Source organism: Deltaproteobacteria bacterium, assembly GCA_016933965.1.
Lineage (GTDB): Bacteria > Desulfobacterota > Syntrophia > Syntrophales > UBA2210 > JAFGTS01.
This window is the reverse complement of record JAFGTS010000037.1, coordinates 1-21,968: the sequence shown is the minus strand read 5'-3', so window position 1 is coordinate 21,968 and position 21,968 is coordinate 1. Positions and strand designations below refer to the sequence as shown.

At 57.2% G+C, this 21,968-nt stretch carries 15 protein-coding genes; 8 read left to right on the top strand and 7 right to left on the bottom strand.

The features are described from left to right. Window positions 1-152: 152 nt before the first annotated feature. The gene (locus JXO48_08970) at window positions 153-2,630 is read left to right on the top strand and encodes a hypothetical protein (GenBank protein MBN2284007.1); all 2,478 of its coding nucleotides are present in this window, start codon (window positions 153-155) and stop codon (window positions 2,628-2,630) included. 105 nt (window positions 2,631-2,735) lie between these two features. On the opposite strand, the gene JXO48_08965 is transcribed toward JXO48_08970, so the two are convergent. After that, the gene (locus tag JXO48_08965; GenBank protein MBN2284006.1) at window positions 2,736-3,374 is read right to left on the bottom strand and encodes a hypothetical protein; all 639 of its coding nucleotides are present in this window, start codon (window positions 3,372-3,374) and stop codon (window positions 2,736-2,738) included. 230 nt (window positions 3,375-3,604) lie between these two features. On the opposite strand from JXO48_08965, the gene JXO48_08960 reads away from it, so the two are divergent. After that, on the top strand, window positions 3,605-5,104 hold the full coding sequence (locus tag JXO48_08960) for a GNAT family N-acetyltransferase (GenBank protein ID MBN2284005.1): 1,500 nt from the start codon (window positions 3,605-3,607) through the stop codon (window positions 5,102-5,104). Window positions 5,105-5,134: 30 nt separating this feature from the next. On the opposite strand, the gene JXO48_08955 is transcribed toward JXO48_08960, so the two are convergent. Further along, entirely contained in the window at window positions 5,135-6,274 is a 1,140-nt protein-coding gene (locus JXO48_08955; protein MBN2284004.1) for a M20/M25/M40 family metallo-hydrolase, read from the bottom strand. Continuing rightward, on the bottom strand, window positions 6,246-6,812 hold the full coding sequence (locus JXO48_08950) for a GNAT family N-acetyltransferase (protein MBN2284003.1): 567 nt from the start codon (window positions 6,810-6,812) through the stop codon (window positions 6,246-6,248). Before JXO48_08950 ends, JXO48_08955 begins: the two co-directional genes overlap by 29 nt. A 178-nt stretch (window positions 6,813-6,990) precedes the next feature. Between JXO48_08950 and JXO48_08945 the strand changes: the two genes are divergently transcribed. The 6 genes from JXO48_08945 to JXO48_08920 all read left to right on the top strand — a co-directional run bounded on the left by JXO48_08945 (window position 6,991) and on the right by JXO48_08920 (window position 14,838). Continuing rightward, entirely contained in the window at window positions 6,991-8,295 is a 1,305-nt protein-coding gene (locus tag JXO48_08945) for a pyridoxal phosphate-dependent aminotransferase (GenBank protein ID MBN2284002.1), read from the top strand. Window positions 8,296-8,357: 62 nt separating this feature from the next. After that, a complete protein-coding gene (locus JXO48_08940; protein MBN2284001.1) occupies window positions 8,358-9,440 on the top strand; it encodes a 4Fe-4S binding protein in 1,083 nt (360 codons plus the stop codon). 38 nt (window positions 9,441-9,478) lie between these two features. Then, window positions 9,479-10,363, top strand: a complete 885-nt coding sequence (locus JXO48_08935) for a 4Fe-4S binding protein (GenBank protein ID MBN2284000.1) — start codon at window positions 9,479-9,481, stop codon at window positions 10,361-10,363. An 11-nt stretch (window positions 10,364-10,374) separates the two neighbouring features. Beyond that, entirely contained in the window at window positions 10,375-11,628 is a 1,254-nt protein-coding gene (locus tag JXO48_08930; GenBank protein MBN2283999.1) for an acyl-CoA/acyl-ACP dehydrogenase, read from the top strand. A 14-nt stretch (window positions 11,629-11,642) separates the two neighbouring features. After that, on the top strand, window positions 11,643-12,905 hold the full coding sequence (locus JXO48_08925; protein ID MBN2283998.1) for an acyl-CoA/acyl-ACP dehydrogenase: 1,263 nt from the start codon (window positions 11,643-11,645) through the stop codon (window positions 12,903-12,905). 223 nt (window positions 12,906-13,128) lie between these two features. Continuing rightward, window positions 13,129-14,838 carry a purine/pyrimidine permease gene (locus tag JXO48_08920; protein MBN2283997.1) on the top strand — a complete coding sequence of 570 codons (1,710 nt, stop codon included), beginning with the start codon at window positions 13,129-13,131 and terminating at the stop codon, window positions 14,836-14,838. 4 nt (window positions 14,839-14,842) lie between these two features. Here the strand turns inward: JXO48_08920 and JXO48_08915 are convergent, their stop codons facing one another. The 4 genes from JXO48_08915 to tkt are packed head-to-tail and all read right to left on the bottom strand — an operon-like array spanning window position 14,843 to window position 21,643. Next, the gene (locus tag JXO48_08915; GenBank protein MBN2283996.1) at window positions 14,843-17,212 is read right to left on the bottom strand and encodes a homocysteine S-methyltransferase family protein; all 2,370 of its coding nucleotides are present in this window, start codon (window positions 17,210-17,212) and stop codon (window positions 14,843-14,845) included. A 34-nt stretch (window positions 17,213-17,246) separates the two neighbouring features. Then, the gene (locus JXO48_08910; GenBank protein ID MBN2283995.1) at window positions 17,247-17,891 is read right to left on the bottom strand and encodes a hypothetical protein; all 645 of its coding nucleotides are present in this window, start codon (window positions 17,889-17,891) and stop codon (window positions 17,247-17,249) included. Beyond that, window positions 17,888-19,576: a glucose-6-phosphate isomerase gene (locus JXO48_08905; GenBank protein ID MBN2283994.1), complete on the bottom strand. Its 1,689-nt coding sequence runs from the start codon at window positions 19,574-19,576 to the stop codon at window positions 17,888-17,890. The genes JXO48_08910 and JXO48_08905 overlap by 4 nt, the downstream gene beginning before the upstream one ends. A 9-nt stretch (window positions 19,577-19,585) precedes the next feature. Then, entirely contained in the window at window positions 19,586-21,643 is a 2,058-nt protein-coding gene (gene tkt / locus JXO48_08900) for a transketolase (protein ID MBN2283993.1), read from the bottom strand. Window positions 21,644-21,968 lie beyond the last annotated feature (325 nt).

The window sequence follows — 21,968 nt, the reverse complement described above, 5'->3', positions numbered from 1 at the left end:
CCTCGCTCGCTGGTATGTTCATGGAAATCTACCGGGGAAGCGGGGAACCTGTCAAGAAGAAAGGGAAAAGGGAAATTATCGGTTGATTATTCCCGGCCACATGTTAGAATTATAAACCTTTTTACTGTCTGAAAACACACCGAAGGACTCTGATGATACGGAAGATCACAGCCTATCTTGTATGCGCGATCCTTCTTCTTTCGCCGGCGGCATCGAGAGGGCAGGAAGAGGCGGTCACGGGAGTCGACCTGTTTGTCAGCGAGAACGGCCTGTACCGCGTCACCTGTGAAAACATCGAAACGGCTGGGGTGGACCCCTCTGTTATACCTGTCTCTCAGATACGGCTTACTCAGAGAGGGATCGATTCGGCGGTCTCAATCGTCGCCGCGGGGTCATACCTTGCTCCCGGCGATTACCTGGAATTCTACGGCGAAGCCCTGGATACGCAATTCACGGGAACCAACGTCTATCGGCTTACCTGGAGCGGTACCGCCGGGCCGATGATCACCGGCATCAGCGGAGCGCCGTCGGGAGAACCGGTCACGTCGGCGAACTACACGGTCCATTTCGAAGAAAATCATGTCATGTGGCCCGAGACACCGGGTGCTCCGGAAAGCGACTACTGGTTCCGGGAAAAACTGACGGCCCCGGTCACCGTTCAATACACCCTGACCATCCCGTCACCCACGGCGGGGACCGGTGATGCGACGGCACTCATATCCTTCAGAGGACGGTCGAACACCTGGATCGATCTGGACCATCACGTGCACATATCCCTGAACGGGACGGCCATCGGTGACATCTTCTGGGACGGGGAAGAGGAATACCTCCATGAGATCACCATCGCCGGAACGCTTCTTGAGGAAGGGGCGAACGCGTTGAAGCTGGAACTGCCTGGTGATACGGGGGCAGAGACGGACATCGTCTATTTCAACTGGATCGACATAACGTACCGGCGAGACCTGGAGGCCGACAGCGATGTCCTGCCCTTTTCCGCCGCAGGAACAGGGTCAACTCGCACCTTTGAAGTATCGAACCTCGGTGATGATGAGATCAGTGTCCTCGACATCAGCGACCCGGCATCCCCCCGGAAGATAGAAGACATGAGCGTCACCGCCGAGGGAGGCTCCTTTTCGGTTCTCTTTGACGCCATCGTGCAAGAGACCGCGACGTTCCACGTCACCGCCGGCAGCGGCGTCAAAACACCGGAGCGCATCGCCTGCCGGTACGCGGACACCCTGACCGATCCGAACAACGGTGCCGACTACATCCTGATCACGGCGGAAGACTTTCTCGACGCCGTCGAACCTGTTCTGGAGCTTCGTGAGCTCCAGGGACTTCGGGTACGGGCGGTTTCCGTGGAGGACATATACGGCCAATTCAATGAAGGCATAGTCGATCCCGCGGCGGTAAAGGAGTTCATTCAATATGCCTACGAGAACTGGCAGCGCCCGGCACCCCGGTATGTCTTCCTCGTCGGTGATGCCTCCATCGACTACCGCGATTATTTTGGAACAGGAAAGATGAACCGGGTTCCCGTGCATCTCACCATCACGGAAGAACTTGGATTGACCCCGTCAGACAACTGGTACGTGTGCCTCGAAGGAGATGATATCATCCCCGAAATGTATATCGGAAGGATACCCGGCGCAACAGCCGCCGATGTGGCCAGGACGATCAACAAGATCACCGGCTATGAACTGGCGGCGGACTATGAGCCGCGCCAGGTCCTGTTCGTCGCCGATGATGACGACATATCCTTTGAGGTCCTCAATGACGAGTTGGCCAACGGTCTCCCGGAGGGCTTCACCACCCGCAAGATATACGCGGCAAGCTATGCCGGGGTGAACGGGGTAACCGATGACATCATCGAAATCATGGAAGAAGGGGTATTATTGACCAATTACGTGGGGCACGGCGATCTCACCCGCTGGGGTGGCGGTCCGACGTTCACCGATGAATTCATTTTCGAGTCCTTTGATGTAAAAACGCTTGAAAACGCCGAGACCCTCGCCTTTGTCATCGCCCTGGACTGCCTCAACGGATATTTCGCACAGCCCTACCAGTATTCCCTTGGGGAAGAATTCGTGATCACCTCGAACGGGGGGGCTATCGCCACCTTTTCACCAAGCGGCCTCGCCTACCTCAGCAGTTATGAAATCCTGAACAGGGAACTGTTCTCGAGAATATTCGACGGTGAGGACAATATCATCGGTTCCATCACGACGGAAGCAAAGATCGCATCCTATGTCCGGGGGGAATCGGCGGACATTGTCGAGATGTTCCACCTGGTGGGTGATCCCGCCACCCGGCTGAAGATATACCAGACCGGACCCATCGCCGGGGCTTTTACCATCACGGCCACCTCCGGAAGCAACGGGACCATATCCCCCGCGGGAACGGTCCGGGTGATCGAGGGCACCGATCAGACCTTTACCATAACGCCGGATGCGGGATATCGAATAGCCGATGTCCTGGTCGACGGCTCTTCGGTCGGCGCCGTCGATACCTATACTTTTGAAAATATCCAGGCGGATCACACCATTGCGGCTTCCTTCAGGCTTCCCTCAGGTTCCTCGGGAGACAGCGGCGGGGGCGGCTGTTTCATTTCCTCCATTTCCCGCAAGTGATCCATCTCCTTTAAATTTAAAAAAAATCCACCTCCGACAAAAAAAGGTGCTCCCCTTCACGGAAAGCACCACATAATAATCTGTTTTTAATGTGAGCCACCCAGGTCAGTTGACCGTGGCCTTGTCGAAGTAGACCGTCCAGCCCTTGCCGGCACCGCTCGCCGAAAGCTTCAGGTAGAATTCCGAATTCGTCGAGGTGATCGTTTTTGATCCAAGGTTCAGTCCGTGGCCGTTCACCTCGGGCGTTCCATCATCGGAATCATCGATGTATCCGCTGAAGGAATTGAAATCGGCGCTGATATCGCCGTTTACGTTGGTAAACCCGATCTTGACGTATTCAAGCTGGCGGGTCGCCGGATTATCGATATTGGTGAACTTCGCCTCTATATAAACACTTTCAAGGACAAGGTCCTGACTGGAGGTCCCCAGCTCCGCGTCGGTCCAGTCCTCATCCCAGCCGAATCCCGGGTTGGGGTCCTTGTAATTATATTCGTCGTGGTAGCCAAGCTTGATGGAGTCGATATCGGCGTAAATGGCGGCGTTCACGTTGAAAGTCGCGTTCGCCACCCCGTTGGTCACACTGAAGGTGGAAAAACCCATGGCATAGACACCCTCAAGGTCTTCATCGCTCATCAGGGCCATCTGGGCCGACGCCGGAACAATCGTGAAAAGAATGGCCAAGAGACACACCATCAGTGCCGGCATGATATATGTAAGGATGGATTGATGTCTCTTCTTTCTCATTTCACCCCTCTACCCTCATTTTCTTACAGAAATAGGTTTTGTATTGTAACATAGAAAATCGCGAATGCAATATAAAAATATTGTCAATGTCCGGAGAGGCGATTTACCATTGACAAACAGGCATGACCACCCTATGCTCTTTCTCCGTAATGGCGGTTTTTTATCGAGTTAAAGCAACTTGTTGCCTACCATCAACCACCACAAGTTACGCTCATGAAGCTGTGATAGAGATGAACGGAAGACAGGAAGAACAGCAGATAGCCCGAATATCGATCATGGCGAAGGTGGAATTCCTGCCCGCTGTGACGGGCCTGGTACGAGAGACGTCAATCACACTGGGATTAAGCGGGAAAGAGGCACAGCACTTTGAACTGGTGGTGGAAGAAGCCTGTACCAATGTTATCGAACATGCCTTTGATCCCGATGAGCTCGGCACCTATGATGTAACAATCCTGCGCAGGCCGGGACAGCTGGTCGTAGCCGTGGACGACCGGGGTATCCCCTTCGATTTAATGAAATACGAGACCGGCCGGGGATCCAGCCTCGGTGTTATACTGATGAAAGCCTTCATCGACGAGGTCCATTTCCTCAACAGGGGACATCAGGGCAAACGCGTTGAATTGATTAAAAATCTTCCCTTCCAGGATATCTCGGCCTATGTAACGCAAGAGGAGAAGGTCCTATCACCAACGGTTCCCGCATTGTCCCCGGATATTCCCATAACAGTGCGGCCCACAATGCCGGAGGATTCAGTAGGCCTTGCCCGGTGCATTTACCGCTGCTATGGTTACAGCTATCCCAACCATAACATCTACTATCCGGACAGGCTGAAGGAACTGCTGAAAAGCGGCCTGCTCCTTTCCTATGTCGCCGTGAACCCCGAGGGTGAGATCATAGGACACATAGCCATTCAGAGAAACCGGAAAGATGCACATATCGGCGTATTAGGCCAGGCTGTCGTCGACCCCCGTTACAGGGGCAATGGTTTCCTGGGACAGATGATTCACTCCTTTATCGATTATGCAAAGAAACAGGGGCTTAACGGAACTTACAGTGAAGCTGTGACCATCCACAGCTACAGCCAGAAAGCGTGTCTTGCCATCGGCGGATTCGAGACGGGCGTCCTCTTGGGGTTTCTCCCTGCTGATATGGTGTTTAGAAAAATTGAGGAAGAGACCGGGCTACGCCGGACGGCGATGCTCCTCTATACAAGTATGGGAGGAGAACCGCCCAGGGACGTGTACCCGCCGTTTCATCACGAGGCTATTATCCGCGACATATACAGGCACGGGACATTGAAGCGCACCATCATAAGTGCGGATGACTCAAGGGAACAGGCCATCAAATGCCCGCATGCGGAGGTGAATGTCAGAGTGATGGCGGAATTAGGAATTGCTTCCATTCAGGTGACCAGATTCGGGGCCGATCTTGAGCAATTGGTTGCGTTCCGCAAGAAGGAATTGTGTCTCCGGCACATTGACGCCATCTATGTCGAGCTGCCGCTTGCCGATCCCGCAGTGCAGAGTTCAGTACCACGACTGGAACTTTTGGGATTTTTCTTTGCCGGCATCGTTCCCGAACAATCCGAAGGAGACGTCCTGCACCTGCAGTATCTCAACAACTTGGACGTCGGAAATGAAGAAGACATTAAAACTGCATCAGATTTCGGTAAATGCCTGGTCGAGTATGTACTCAAGGCCAGAAACCGGGCTGGTGGGTTCAATACCTGACGGGTCGCGGCTAAATCCAGCAAAGACCGGTCACACCTGCCTCGTTGACAACGCGACGAGACAGTCCCGGTAGAGGACGGCCGCCCGAAGGACCTCTTCAAAGGAAACCGACTCTTCCGGAGCATGGGCCTGCTCGATACCTCCCGGTCCCAGGATCAGGGGCTTTATTCCCGCCTCCCAGAGGATGCCGGCATCGGAATGACTGCGAAATACCTGCGGCGACCAGGGAAGGGACCGTTCCCTGAAAACATCCTTCAGCACCTGGACGAGTGTACCCTTTTCCGGAATATCATAGCCGGCGTTGATAGTGCTGTAAGAGAGCGATGTTTCCAGGTCGGCATTCCTCTTCTGTTCCTCCGCAACCACTTCCTCGAGTTCCACCGTGATGGCCCCGACGGGAGCGTCATGAGGCATGTGTACATCGATCCAGACCTCGCACCGGTCGGGAACGACGAACCCCGCGGGGGAACTGTAGAGTTCACGGATATTACAGACCAGCCTCGGCCGTTTCTTCTCGATATGAGAGGTCAGGGCAAGAAGGACCCTGAGCATGGCCTCCACGGGGTTTTTCCCCCGGTTTGCCAGCGAGGCATGCGCCCGTGTTCCCCTGGTTACCAGCTGGATCTCCAGATATCCGTAATGCCCCAGGCAGGGCATGAGGTTCGTCGGTTCACCGATGATGGCCCAGGGAAAATGATATTCCTCGACCAGCCGTTGCGCGCCGTCTCCGTCCTCTTCCTCTCCGACGACCAGTGCAAGGGCAGCGGGAACCCTGCCGGAAAGGGTTTCCCATGCCGCCATATAGGCCTCAATCATGGCGGCGCACCCTCCCTTCATATCGGCCGCGCCCAGGCCGGTCACCCTGTCTTCTTCCGTGTCATACCCGTACTGATCAAGATCGTAGGCTACGACCGTATCGAGGTGACCCACCAGGCAGAGACAGGCATCACCCGATGGCGGATGAACCACGATATTGTACCGGCTGTCATCCACCTCCTGCCGCATGACCGGAAGCCCCTGGCGTTTCAGGTAGGAAGAAAGATACGCAAGCAGTTCCTCCTCCTTGCCCGAAGGACTGTAGATATCGATCATCCGTTTCAGGAGCTTTCTGAGCCTTCGGGGTTGGACGGGTCCCGCCTGGTCATGTCTTTTTACGCCTGTTGTTTCCATTGTTCTTTTTCAATTTTCTCGACCGGCGCCTCTTCGTTGCAAGGTTGAGGCTCAGGTACACATGTTCCTCGGGACTGTCAAAGCCGATTTTCTCGAAAAACCGCAGGGCCTCCTCATTGTCGGCCTCGGTATCGACGAGAAGCATGCGGACCCCCTGTTCCTCCATGATATCCCTGAATTCCTCGAAAAGCTTCTTCGCAACACCGTGACGGCGGCACGATGCATTGACACCGAGCCATGCCATGAGGCCGTACTTCCATGCGGAGCGGCTCTTGGTCACCGTCGTGCCCAGGAGAAACCCCACCACACGACCCTCCACCTCGGCCACGAGGCAGAGTTCCGTATCGCCCTGGAAAAACGTGATGACCTCATATTCATCCCAGGTCCGGTAGAGGTTCGGTACATCCTTGGCCTTGAAGAGCTGCTCGCCCATGTGAAACACTGTTGCCAGGTCGTCTATCTCCATTTCACGAATGTCGATCTCAACCCGTTCCCGGTTACCGTTGTTGTTCCCCTTCTGTTGCTGTTCTTTTTCCATGTTCCCTTTCATCACGGACGTCTTATGTGCACGTACCGTCCAAAATAAAATAGTGGTTGCCCCCTATAGTATGCACGAAACGGCCGATTGCAATGGTACGGATAAAAATTATCATGGCTTTTTTCATTGAACTGTATTAATCTATTTCGTCAAAAATCGCAAATCCATTGGGGGTTTTATGAGATTCGACATCGCGAAAACGGGGACCGGCCTGACCTATGAGATACGAAATATCGTGGGCGTAGCCAACAAATTGATGGAAAACGGTGTCAGCATCACCTGGGAGAACATCGGAGACCCCGTCATAAAAGGGGAAAAAATACCGGCCTGGATGAAGGACTGTGTCAAGGAAATCATCAGTAACGATTCATCATTCGCCTATTCGCCGACCAAGGGGATGGACGAAACCCGCGAGTTCCTGGCAGAACTGGTCAACAAACGGGGACAGTACAAACTTCATAAGGACGATATCATTTTCTTCAACGGTCTCGGCGACGCCATCGCCCGCGCCTACAGTTCGATGCGTATCGACGCCCGCATCATCATGCCGGAACCGACCTACTCCACCCATCTGCTCGCAGAGGTTCATCATGCTTCATTTCCGCCGAACACGTACCGCATGAACCCCTATCACAACTGGCAGCCGGACATCGCCGAAATGGAGCGCAAGGTCAAGAGCCACAATACCATCGTGGGGATCCTGGTCATCAACCCCGATAATCCGACAGGATACGTGTACCCCGAGGAAACCATCCGGGATATCGTCCGCATCGCAAAGGAATACGACCTTTTCCTGGTGTTCGATGAAACGTACCGGAATCTTGTCTATAACGGGCAGAAAACCGTTCCCCTCTCCGATGTCATCGAGGACGTCCCCGCCGTCAGCATGAAAGGGATCTCGAAGGAGTTCCCCTGGCCCGGCTCGCGGTGCGGCTGGATCGAGGTATACAACGCCGACAAGGACGAGACCTTCGCACGGTACATCAACACCATCTTTACGCAGAAGATGTCCGAGGTCTGTTCCACCACCCTGCCGCAGATGTCGATCCCCGTCATCATGAGCCACCCCGAATATCACAAGTATCTGAACAAGCGGACTCGCCACTACGAGAAATTGTCGAATATCGCCTTCAATATCCTCAAGGACGTACCGTACACCGTCGTGAACAGGACGAACGGGGCCTTTTACATGACCGTCGTCTTCAACGATGCGGTGCTGAATGGCAAACAGAAACTGCATATCGAGAATGCCGCCGTCAAGGATTACGTCGACACGATAATCGACGGCCGCATGGAAAAGGACAAGCGTTTCGTTTACTACCTCCTGGCCGCGACGGGCATCTGCGTCGTACCGCTGACCTCCTTTTTCACCGCCCTGCCGGGGTTCCGCTTCACGCTCCTTGAACGGGATGTTTCAAAGTTTGAAAAGACCATCAATACGATAGCAGAAAAGATCGTGGAATACGTGGAATCTTCGAAATAGCCAACGGGATTGAGTGCTGGAACATCAAGTTCTTTTGAAAGCTGAAAAGGAGCGGAATCATCATGAGCGAAGAGGTGTATCGAAAACTGGCCGGAGTCCTTGACACGCTGCCCAACGGTTTTCCGGCAACCGAGACGGGCATCGAACTGAAGATCCTAAAAAAAGTTTTTACCCCCGAAGAAGCGGAGCTGTTCTGTGACCTGCGGCTCTCCTTCGAAACACCGCAACAGATCGCCCAGCGGACGGGACGACCGCTGGAAGGGCTTGAAGAGATGCTGACCGCCATGTGGCGGGAGCGCGGGCAGATACTCGGCATCGACGGCGGTTCCCTCAAGCTCTTCAAAATGGTGCCCTGGGCCGTCGGCATCTATGAATACCAGGTCGACAGGATGGACGCGGAATTAGCGCGGCTCTGCAATGAATACAACAGGATCTTTTCACACCAGTTCTTTGCGGTAAAGCCACAGCAGACGCGCGTGATCCCTGTTGAAACGACCGTTCCCGACAAAACGGAAACGCTCCCCTACGAGCAGGTTTCGACATTGATCGAAAAGGGGCAATCATTTGCCGTCGGCGAGTGCGTGTGCCGGAAGGAACAGCGGTTACTGGGCCGCGGCTGCGACAGGCCGCTGGAGGTCTGCATGGCCATCGCTCCTGTCCCGGGCCTTTTCGACAACTATCACTGGGGCAGGCCCATTACCAAGAAAGAAGCATACGAACTGATCCGGTACTGTGAAGAAATCGGCCTTGTCCACCAGACCCTCAACGTGGAAAAGGGACATTTCTTCATCTGCAACTGCTGCGGGTGCTGCTGCGGCATTCTCCGGTCCATCAATGAACTGGGGATCCGGGATGCCATCAATTCCAACTACATCGCCCGCATCGATCCGGCGCTCTGCAGCGGTTGCGGCATCTGCGCCGATGAACGGTGCCAGGTATCGGCCATCGAGGAACGGGGCGATGTGTGGCACGTCATTGAAGAACGGTGCATCGGTTGCGGGCTCTGCGTGACCACCTGCCCAATGGAGGCGGTGACGCTTGTCCGCAAGACGCCGGAGGAACAGGACACCCCGCCACAGAATGAACAGGAATGGTTCCGGGAGCGGGGCAGGCAGCGGGGGGTCGATTTCAGCAGGTTCGCCTGACGGCCTGTCAGGAAAGGCGGGAGACCGGAGGGATCCGGATGAAAGATTCGACGAAGCTCATCTTCAAGAAACACGGATGGAGGGTCGACCGGGCGATCCACAATTATATCTACTTCGTTTTCTACTATCCCTATGTGAAAACGGTCGAAGTGCTTCTGCGGGGACTGAAATACCTGACCTGGTTCAAACCGCTGGCTCCCCTGGGACGGATGGCCTTCAACCGGTATCACGCCAAGGTGCTGTCGGGAAAGGACATTGAAAAGATCCTGACCCTCAATGAGGACGTCAGCGTCCTTTCCGAAGAGAACCGCCGGGCGATCCCGTTCAAGTATGCCTACAAGATCATCTTCCAGGAACCCGAGTTCATAGCCGTCATGGATTGTCCCTGCAAGCTGGCCACGAACGCCCCGGCGTGGTCCATCAATTCCTGCCTTGCCGTGGGCAAGGACCTGGCGACATTCTGGCTGGAGCACTGTGAAAAGTACAATGCCCGCAGGATATCCCAGGAGGAAGCCCTGGACCTCGTCAGAAAATTCCGGGACGAGGGGTACGTCACCCAGGCGTTCTTCAAGGTGGCTACCGGGGGAGGGACGGGTGTCATCTGCAACTGTCATCCCGATACCTGCGTGAGCCTGATCGCCTCCCGCCATGGCGTGAAATTGCGTCCCGACCTGTCCCAGTCGGTCGAATCAGGCTATTCGGTGATACGAGACGCGGAAAAATGCACTGATTGCGGCATCTGTGAGTCTTTCTGCCACTTTCAGGCAATTCAATGGAAAGATGGAAATTTTCTTTATAACAGGGAGCTCTGCATGGGGTGTGAGCTTTGTGTGGAACACTGCCCGGAAGATGCCCTGACGCTTTACCGCGATCCCGGCAAGTCGCTCCCTCTCGACCTGGACCTGCTCCGGGAGACGGAATAAAGGAGGTTCTCATGAACAGCACCGATACGGGCGCTTCCGGCGTGGGATATTTCCCCTATCCCACCGAGTGGCTGGACGCCGAATCAGAAGAGATCGCCAGAAGCGTCGACCGGTGGGTCCGGACGGAGTGCGTCGAAAAACGGCTGGAATACCGGGAACAGTTCGAACACCAGATGTCGGCCCTCAAGATCCTCGCCGGCGAGATCGGCCTGCATCGGCTGATATGGCCGGAAGCCATGGGTGGAGTGGGGTTTCCCCTTCCCGACGCGGCATCGGCGCTGGCACGGGCCTACGAGGAGATCGGCAGGGGCGATCCGGCGATCGGCTATGTTTCGGCGGCGGCAATGGCCGTCGCGGCCTCGATACTGCAGGAGGAAGACGTACCGCCGGCGCTCATTGAAGACCTGGCATCGCTCTTCTGCGGTGATGATCCGGCAACAGCCCCGCTGGCACTCATTCCTCCCGGTCTCGGCGAGAACGGCCGGCCGGCGCGACCTTTTATTTCAGGCCGTGAGGTTGCTGCCGATATGTCCCCGGGGGACAATGGATGGCTTCTGAGTGGAAGCGCCGCACGACCCGTCAATTCGGGATATACCGCCTCCCGTTTCGCCGTCTTTGCCGCCGCTCCCGACGGCATTGTCCTAATCATCATTCCCTCCGATACACAGGGCGTCAAGAAAGGCAGCCCGCTGAAAACAACGGGACTTCTTGCGAGCGTCAATTGCGATGTTGATTTCGACGGTGTTCCCGTAGCCGATCACCAGGTCCTGAAAGGCGGAGAACGCCTGTATCGAAGACTCATTCCCTGGTTTACCCTCCTGACGGGGGCCTTGGCCGTCGGCTCGGCGACGGACGTGTACGGGCTCGTGAAAGACTGGGCGGACAGCAGGGTGATCAAGGGTAAAGGGCTTCTGAAGGAAAACCCCATGGACGCGGCCGTGCTGGCCCAGGTTGCAATGGATATCGTTACCGCCCGGATCCTGATACACAGCCAGGCCCGGGCCGTCGCCCGGCCGGCGGGCTTCAGCCTTAAAGGAGCCGAAGAGCTCGTTGTCTTCTCGGAAAGCATATCGGTGCGGGTTTTCGACTGCTGCATGCATGCCGTCAACAGGGCCATGGAAATGATGGGCTCCGCCGGATACGCGAAGGAGTGGCATGTTGAAAAACACTGGCGCGACATAAAGACCATGCAGGTCCTCCTGGGAGGGAGGACCCCCGTGGAAATGGACGTGGCACGTCATTATTACGGATCATCGACCATATGAGGAAGGGGGCGCACATGACCGGACACAAACCGTTTTTGAAGAACGTGACGAATTCCCCCGCCGAAACCTACATCCGCAGGATCATCAGAAACTGGGCCGACACGGTGGTCATCCCGAACAGGAGGAACTTTGACGAGGACTGGGAGGAACACCGCCTGATAGAACCGGCATTCAAGACATTGATGGTCGACCTGGGTTTTCAGAAGGCGCTCATACCGGCGGAATTCGGCGGCTGGAGTTTCGGTGAAACGGACCTGCTGGCCACCGCCTCTGGATGGATGTTCGAGGAAGTGGCCCGGGCCGACGCAGGTATCGCGCTGGCCTTCGGCGTCTGTTACTGGCCTATGGTAATGATAGCCGTCAAGCCGCACATCAACCGGCGCCTCTGCGCCGAACTGGCGCCCATCTTCGTTGATTCCAAGGAACCCGTCTACGGGGTCGTGGCCATGACGGAACCCCAGGGAGGCTCGGATATTGAGAACATCGAGCTCATCCATGGAAGGACCATTAAAACCACGGCCCGCCAGGACAATGATCACTGGGTGATCAACGGTCACAAGCTGTGGCCCACCAACACGGGAGGACTGGCGGACCTTTTCGGCGTGGTGTGCACCACCAGCCCCGGTTCTGAAAGAGAAGAGGATATCGCCTACATTTATGTGCCGGCCGACACGCCCGGCGTGACCCAGGGACGGGCATATGAAAAGGCCGGCATGGCGGCCGATAAAAACGGTGATGTATGGTTCGAAGACGTCCGGGTCCCCCTCAGGTATCGTGCCCACGGCCCGGGACTGGATGCGCTGTATTTCAAGGAGGTGCTGACCCTGGGAATGATGTCGGCCACTTTCTCCCTCGGCCCGATGCTCAACGTCTATGAGATCCTCCAGGATTTCTGCTCCCGCACCACGCTTCACGGCAGGCCGCTGAAAGAACACGACGCCGTGGCCGCGCAGCTCGCTGAGATCGTAACGGGGATCGAGATCTCCCGATCGGCGACCTACCGGCTTGCGGAGTATCTCGATAAACCCGAACGCTACGGCCCGCGGTGGTCACCTGAGATCCTCGCAAAGGCCCGGCTGACAAAGATGTTCGTCGCCGACCGGTGTGTTGAGGATTGTGAGAAGGCCATGGAAATACTGGGGGCTTGCGGCGCCGACCGGGATCATGATATCGAAAAGCACTGGCGCGATATCAAGATGGGACAGCTCTATGAAGGGGGAAAACAACTGGCCCAGATGGATACGGCTCGGTTCTATTTTGACTGCAGGACCTTGTAAAAGGACTTCACAGACGGTCCACATGCTGCGCCCGGCTTTATTCTTTATCACTGCTACAGTCAGTGGCAAAGCGACACAGTGAAAAGCCCCCCTTTGATAAAGGGGGGTTGGGGGGATTTTACATGCGCAAATTCCTCCCGGCCTTCCTTACAAAAGGGGGAGGCAATGCCGATGGATCGGAAAAACGGACCCAGGCCAATCGAAGGAAAAGGAGGAACAGGACATGGCGGTGAAGCCGGCGAATCTCATCTATGGTGTTGATGAAAAACCTCCCGTGACCATCACCACGTTCCTCGGTTTTCAACATATCTGCATAATCGCCATTTCATTGATATTCCCCGTCGTCATCATCAGGGAGATCGGCGGCACGACGGAACAGGCCGTCCATCTTCTGAGCATGTCCATGATAGCCGGCGGCATCGGCGTTATTGTTCAGGCATTGAAACGGGGTCCTGTCGGGTCGGGGTACTTCTGCCCCCAGGTATGCGGCCCCTCCTTTCTCGCCGCCTCGATCCTTGCCGCGAAAACGGGCGGCCTCTCCCTGTTGTTCGGCATGACGGCGGTTTCCGGGTTTTTCGAGGCGCTTTTCTCACGGGTCGTCAACCGGCTTCGCTTTCTCTTTCCCGCCGAAGTGACGGGTCTGATTGTCGCCATGGTGGGGATCACCGTCATCCGTCTCGCGGCGACCTATTTTCTCGGCATGGGTGGGACGGACACGATGATGGAACCACGGGAACTGCTCGTCTCCTTTTCCACGCTTGGTCTCATCATCGGCTTGAACGTCTGGGGCAAGGGGAACTTCAGGCTGTTCAGCGTCCTCATCGGGATGATCGGCGGATATATCATATCATTCCTGGCGGGTGTCCTTACCATGGACCATATAAACGATATGCTTGGAAAACCCCTCATCTATTTTCCTTTTACCTCGCATCCGGGCTGGTCTTTCGACCTGGGACTTTTCGTTCCCTTTATCGTCGCGATGCTCTGTTCATCGCTGAAAAGCATCGGCGACCTGACGACCTGTCAGAAGATAAACGACGCCGAATGGAAACGTCCCGACATGGATAACATCAGCAGGGGTATCCTCGCCGATGCAACGGGGTGCCTTTCTGCGGGCCTGCTTGGCGGCCTGGGGCAATCGACGTCTTCTTCAAACATCGGCCTCTCGATCGCCACGGGTGCGACGAGCAGGACGATCGCCTATGCGATGGGGGCCATTCTTTTCGTTATGGCCTTCTGCCCGGTCCTGGGCGCCCTTTTCGCCATCATGCCGAAGCCGGTCATGGGCGCCACGTTGATCTTCGCGCTCAGCTTCATGATCGTGGCAGGAATCCAGATCATCATGTCGCGGATGATCGATGCCCGAAAGACCTTCGTTGTCGGTATTTCAATGATCTTCGGCCTCTCCGTGGACATCATCCCTGGCGCGTTCAGCGATCTGCCCCACTCGATCCAGCCGATCTTTTCCTCGTCCCTTTCGCTGGCGGCCATTTCCGCCGTGATCCTGAATCTCCTGTTCAGGATCGGTATCGCCGAAAAGGCTTCTCTTGAGCTGACACCGGGAGTTGATTTTTCAGACCGGATATTCCAGTTCATGGAAAAACAGGGAGGCGCCTGGGGGGCGCGGAGGGAGGTCGTCTACAAGGCAATGGCGGCCATGAACGAATTCATGGAGGCCGCGACGGCCTTTCATCTGACACAGTCACCCATCACCATGGAGGCCCGCTTCGACGAGTATAATCTCGATGTCACTATCCAGTACCGGGGCATTCTCCTGGATGTTCCCCGCATGAAACCAGGTGAGGAGGAGCTCCTGACGGATCCCGAGGCCCAGGCGAAGCTCGCCGGGTTCCTTATCAGGCATTACGTGGACAAGCTGCACTCGAGCAGCACCGGTGATAACCACCGGATCCAGATGCATTTCGATCACTGAGGTCTCATTCCGGGTGGACGGCAATGCTCCCGGCAACCTTGACGGCCTCGACACCGTCCTTCGCATAACGGGCGCCGATCGACTCGGCAAAGGCAGGGCTCACGACGGCCCCGCCCACGAGAAACGAGCAGGTAAGCCCCTCTTTCCGCACCAGATCGATCACGTCCTTCATGTGGACCATGGTGGTGGTCATGAGGGCCGAGAGACCGACGACATCGGGCCGTATCCGTTTCGCTTCATCAACGATGGCCCGCGCAGGCACGTCCTTCCCCAGGTCCGCCACCTTGAATCCGTGGTTTTCAAGTATCAGTGCCACGATATTCTTCCCGATATCATGAATGTCACCCTCGACCGTGGCGAGCAGAACGGTCCCCCGTTTTTCGGTGACGGCCTTTTCGTCCGTGAGGAATGGTCTGAGATAGGCCACGCCGCGTTTCATCGTCTCGGCACTGGCGATCAACTGAGGGAGAAAATATTCCTTTCGTTCGTAACGTTCACCGACTTCGGTTATTGCAGGGATCATGAATGTGTTCAGGAGCGAGGCGGCACCACTGCCCTCCTGCAGGAGGCGCGCGAGGATCGATTCGACATCGTCACGGTTCCCCTCCAGAACGGCGTTGAACAGGTCATCTCCGGTGCCGGGCGTTTTCCGGCGGACCTGTTGCGTTCCCCCCCCTCCCCCCGGCGGGGCAAACCGGCCGAGATAGGCCGCCGCGTCACGGTCATTCCCGCTCAGGACCGACGCGGCCGCCGCCGCGTTCATGACCTCCTCCGAGCCGGGATTGGCGATGACCATCGTCAATCCCCTGTCAACGGCCATTGACAGGAAGGAGGCATTCAGCCATCTGCGCTCGGGCATGCCGAAAGATACATTTGAAAGACCGATGACGGAACGGAACCGGGACGCACGGGAGCACCATTCAATGGTCCTCAGTGTTTCCAACGGTCCCCGGGAATGGGAAGAAACGGTCATGACGAGACCGTCCACGATGATGTCATCCCGCGTAAAACCTAACCGCCGAGCCGCCGCGTAAATGGACCGTATGATCTCTATCCGCTCCACCGCCGTCGCCGGAACACCTCCCCCGACGAGGGGCAAAAGGATGAACATTGCTCCGTATCTCGCGGCTACGGGGAGCAGTCTTTCCATCTTTTCCCGCTCGCCGGAGATGGAATTGATGAGCGCCCTGCCGGGGTATACCTTGAGCGCCTGCTCGACGGTCTCCACCCGGGGTGAATCGATGACCAGGGGGAGGGCCGTCGTGACCGACAGGACGGACAGGACTTCCTCCATGGTCCTTTTTTCGTCGATCCCGGGAAGCCCCACGTTGACATCGAGAAGACGGGCGCCCTCCCCTTCCTGCCGTCGCGCCATTGACTGAACGAGTCCCGTCCTCCCTTCCCGGAGTTCTTCCTGCAGGTCCTTCTTCCCCGTGGGATTGATCCGCTCTCCGATGATCACCAGTGGTTTCTCCCGGTCAAAGATCACATGACCGGCAGCCGAACTGACCGCGCTCAGTGATGTTCGCTCAGGAAGGCGGGGCCGCAATCCCGCCAGGGCGTTCCGCAGCTTCTCCACATGATCGGGTGTCGTGCCGCAGCATCCTCCCAGAAGGTTCACACCGGCATCGACCAGAGGTGCCGCAAAAGCGGCGAACCGGTCCGGCCCCATGGTAAAGACCGATTCATTCCCTTCCAATCGGGGGATCCCGGCGTTCGGCTTCGCCACGAGGGGAACCGTGGCATAGGGTTTCATGGCGGCAATCAGGCCCACCATTTCCTCAGGCCCTGTGGAGCAATTGCATCCCACGGCATCGGCCCCGAGGCTCTGAAGGGTGATCAGGGCGGAAACAGGGTCGGTCCCGTTCAATGTCCGGCCGGATTCCTCATAGGTCATGGTGACGATGGTGAAGATGTCAGCGGTCTCCTTGACAGCGATAAGGGCCGCCCGGGCCTCCTGGATGTCCATCATCGTTTCTATGACGAAGAGATCGACGCCGCCTTCGACAAGGCCGCGGATCTGCTCGCGAAAGATCGAGAGGGCCTCATCAAAATCGAGGTCCCCGAAGGGCTTGACAAACCTCCCTGTGGGGCCGATATCACCGGCGACGAGGATATTTCTTCCCGCCGCTTTTTTCGCTGCCCGGGCGAGCCGCCGGTTGATGTCGCCCGCATCGGAAATACCATACTGGCCGAGTTTGCACCGATTCGCACCGAAGGTCGCCGTATAAATAACTTCGGCACCGGCCTCACGATACCGGCCGTGGACCGCCTCAAGAACATCTTCGTTCCGGTTGCACCACAGTTCCGGGCACTCTCCCGCCGGCATGCCCCGTTTCTGAAGCTCCGTCCCCATTGCCCCGTCGAGGAGCATTACCCTCTCTCGAATGTTTCTGCCTATCGCGGTCTTACTTTTTTTCACTGCCGCCTTCTTTCAACCACACGCCGGTCACGGCCGTTACCGATTTCTCCGGTATGAGTATATGGTTCTCATTGATGTGAACATCCAGTTTATCCATGTGGAGAAAGGCATGGATGTATCTCTGTTCTTCAAGGGCAAAATCGCCGTATCCCGCTGAAAACCGCCTTTTCGTTACCAGCCTGCACTCCCTGCTCAGTTCACGGTTGAAATACGTGCAGAGCCAGTCGAGGGCATCGTCCACCATCTCGCTTGCCGCGGCATCATACACGACGGCGCGGGTCATGGCACCCCGCCCGGTCTCTTCATCAATAGCGGTAATGACATCGCGTCCGGCCGTGGCACCCATCAGAAGCGCCTCCTCGGCGCCGGAAAGAAATGCGGCCAGCTTCGCGCTGGTAATGGTGTGGCCTGAACCGAGCTCCGTTCTCGTCCCGTCGTTCCCGACGATAGCTGTTTTCCGCGCCACCCCTCGAAGCTGGATCATCGAAACGGCATCGTCGATGACCCGATCGATCTCCAACCTGGATGCCGCATCCAGTTTTGTCCGGTCTCTTCGAAACCCGAGCCGTTTGTATATCCGTTCCTTCGGGACCGGTACCGTAATGGCGGGGAAATACCGAACCTCGTTCATAGGGACGCCGCCAGAGCTTCGATGCCGCCGGGCACATCCTCCTGAAAATGAAACCGGATGACTTGCCTTCCGCGGTCAGCCAGGACTTTTCTGTCTCCCTCGGCCTGCGCCGCTTTCAGCACGCCGAAGGTCGTCGAGGAGGAGGAGAGTCCCGCCTCGTCGGGAATGGGAACATCGAGGAGGTCCTCGGCAGTTATCTGAACGAAAAGGCCCGCCCCGCCGTCGCCCTTATGCAACTGGCCGGTGGAATGAAGAAACCGGGGACCGTACCCGACGGTCGTGGCCACCCGCCGGGTGTCCCGTATCTTCGCACGAAGACCCGCCAGGGCGCTGTCCATCTCCGGTGTCTGTTTTACATAGGCATGCAACGAGACGTAGGCCCCGTCAGCCGCGCCGTCAAGAAATTCCGAAAGGATCGCCGCCGGGTCATCTCCACCGTACCCGAACACACTGACGCCTCCCGCGGAGAAATCCGGCCCATCCGAAGCCGGGCGTCCTTTTTTCCGACGTCCATCGATGATCTCGCGGGTCCGGACCTTCGCCGCTTCTACATCGGGCTGGTCAAAGGGGTTGACACGCAGGAAATACCCTGCCACGGCCGTTGCCAGCTCCCAGAGAAAGAACTGTCTCCCGACGTCATAGAGGTCTTTCAGGTACAGATATATCACCGGATGACCCGCCTCGCTCAATTGCGACATACGCTCGTCCTCACGGTTCCGGTCCCATTCAAGGCACAGGTAAATGAACAGACGATCCGTTCCGTAGACATCGGGATCCCCGATCTGTTCACCGACGACGGGCAGAATACCCTTCCCCTCCTTGCCGGTACTTTCCGCGATGAGCTGCTCCACCCAGTCGCCGAAAGAAGCGATCTGCGGTGACGTTACCAGGGTCATCTTATCTCGGCCCGCACGGGCGAGAGCCCCCAGAAGAGCGCCGAGAACGATCCCTGTGCTGAATTCCGGATCACCCCGCCGGAAGTTCCGCTCCTGAAGCGCCCGGTTCAGGATGAAACGGATATCGGCACCGATCAGCGACGCCGGCACCAGACCGAAGCAGGACAGGGCCGAGTATCGTCCCCCGATGGCCGGATCGTTTAAAAAGATATCCCGGAAACCATAGCGTCGTGCCTTCTCTTCAAGGGGGGAGGCCGGATCGGTGATGGCGACGAAGTGCCTGCCCGTCCGCTCCTTTCCCACACTGCTGGAAAGCCAGTTATAGAAATACTTGAACAAGGATACCGTTTCCACCGTGGTTCCCGACTTGGTGGAAACGAGGAAGAGCGTTTTCGCCGGTTCAAGTCGTCGGGAATGAGACAGGACCATCGCGGGATCCGTGCTGTCGAGAACGTCGAGATTCACATAGCCGCTCCGGCAACCGAGTATCGAGCTTACCACGTGGGGAGCAAGGCTTGATCCTCCCATACCGAGAAGCAGCGCGTGGGTAAACCCCTCTTCAAGGACGCTGTCCGTGAACCGCTGAAAGCGTTTCGCCTCGTTGAGCATGGCCCGCGGGCTCTCCACCCACCCGAGCCTGTCCGCCACTTCTTCCGGCGTCGATTTCCAGAGCCGGTGATCACCGTCATATATGCGCTCCACCACGTTCTCGTCGCGCAGCTCCGCGAATGCATCGTCAAGGAGCGGCCGATAGTCACCGAGTTGTATCCTGAGGTTGTCTCTCAGCATTTGCCTTCTCTATCGTTTCAAAAGGTCCCGGACTGTTTCAACGACCCCTTCAGTGGTTATGCCGAATTTTTTAAAGAGAATTCCGCCGGGCGCGCTTGCCCCGAAATCTTTCATTCCGACCACCGCACCGTCAAGTCCCACATAGTGTTCCCAGCCGAGGACGATGCCCGCTTCCACGGCGACCCGTCGTTTCACCGCCGGAGGGAGAACATGTTCCCGGTAATCAGGGGTCTGGCGGTCAAAAAGCTCCCAGCTCGGCAGAGACACGACCCGAACGGCCGTACCGCCGGCGGCGATCTCTTTGCCGGCTTCGACGGCGATCGCCAGTTCAGATCCCGTCCCTATCAGGATCACCTCCGGCATCCCCTGAGACGATTCCCACAGGATGTACCCCCCTCGTTGCAGTCCTTCCGCCGGGGCGAACACACCGCGATCAAAAACGGGAACATTCTGGCGGGTAAGCACCAGCGCAACGGGCCCCGTGCTTTTCTCCACGGCATAGCGCCAGGCCTCCACCGTCTCGGCGCCGTCGGCCGGACGGATAACCGTCATCCCGGGAATCACCCGAAGGCTCATCAGGTGTTCGACTGGCTGATGGGTCGGGCCGTCTTCGCCGACGCCGATGCTGTCGTGGGAAAAAACATAGATGACGCGGAGCGCCATGAGCGCCGCCAACCGCATGGCCGCACGCATGTAATCGGAGAAGGTGAAGAATGTCCCCGTGAAGGGCAGGATTCCCCCGTGGAGGGCCAGTCCCGCCGCCGCCGCCCCCATGGCGTGTTCCCTGACACCGAAATGGATGTTTCGCCCCCTGTAATCCCATCCCCCGCCGGTGGTTCCCTGGCAGTCCAGGTCGATGCATTCCGGCGGCTGGAAATCACCCCATCCTTTTACCCAGGCCAGGGTCGAGGGATTCAGATCGGCCGTTCCGCCGATCAATTCGGGCATATGGGGTGCGAGAGCCTGCAGGACGCTTTCGGAGGCCTTCCGGGTGGAGATGCTTTTATCACCGTCGAAACGGGGAAGGTTCGCATCCCAGCCGGGGGGGAGCTTCCCCGTGATGATGCGGTCGAATTCATCGGCCGCGTCGGGGAATTTCGCTCCATATTCGGCATGGAGCCGCTCCCAGGCGGCCTCGTCCTCAATGCCTTTTTCCACGGAGCTTCTCATATGTTCGGCCACGTCATCAGGGATGAAAAATTCCTTGTCCGCCGGCCATTTCAAATTCCTTTTCGCCTCCGCCACCTCTTCCGGTCCCAGGGGAGAGCCGTGACAGGTATAGGACCCCTGCTTCCGGGGCGAACCGTACCCGATCACGGTGCGGATACGGATCAGAGAGGGTTTCTCCCGTTCTCTCCCGGCCTCGCCGAGAGCGGCGTCAATAGCCTCCGTATCGTTTCCGTCCTCGACGGCAATGACCTGCCAGCCGTAAGCCGCAAACCGCTTTTCCACATCCTCCGTAAAGGCAAGGCTTGTCGAGCCGGCAAGAGAGATCCGGTTATCATCGTAAAGAACGATCAGTTTTCCCAGGCGGAGATGACCCGCCAGGGAACAGGCCTCAGCCGCAACGCCCTCCATGAGGTCTCCGTCACCGGCGATGACATAGGTGCGGTGATCGACCAGGGGATACCCCGCCTCATTATACCGGGCGCCGAGATAGGCTTCCGCGATGGCCATGCCGACGGCGTTGCTGATACCCTGCCCCAAGGGACCTGTAGTAACCTCAACACCCGGTGTCAGCCCGTATTCGGGATGACCGGGGGTCCTGCTCTCCCACTGGCGGAAATTCCTTATATCGGCCAGTGAGAGGTCATATCCCGTCAGGTGCAGCAGCGCGTAAAGGAGCATTGAGCCGTGCCCGGCGGACAGCACGAAGCGGTCCCGATCAAACCATCCCGGATTGACCGGATTGTGCCGGAGATAACGCATCCAGAGCACATACGCCATGGCCGCCCCGCCCATGGGCAGTCCCGGATGGCCCGAATCGGCCTTTTGGATCGCGTCGACGGCGAGGAAACGAATCGTATTAATGGAACGTTCAACCAGCTTTGAATCATCACTGCTCATTATCGACCCCCGAAGGTACCCCTACAATCTATAGTAAAATGCCCGCTCTTCGAACCGATCGGCCGGCCGGAGAGCGGATACTCCTCGTTTCCAATACACCCGGTTCGCCGTGCGGACTGCCGGTGTGATTGCAAGCTGGTCTTCACCCTGGATGCATGACAGGGAGGATGCCGAAGCCCCGGCCGCAGGTTGCAAACGGCACCATTAAAACAATTCTTCCGGTGTTGTGCAACTATTTTTGACAGTCTCGCAAAAAGTCAAATATCGTGTCACTCCCGCGAAAGCGGGAGCCCATAACTGCTTAAAAATACTGGATTCCGTGTCA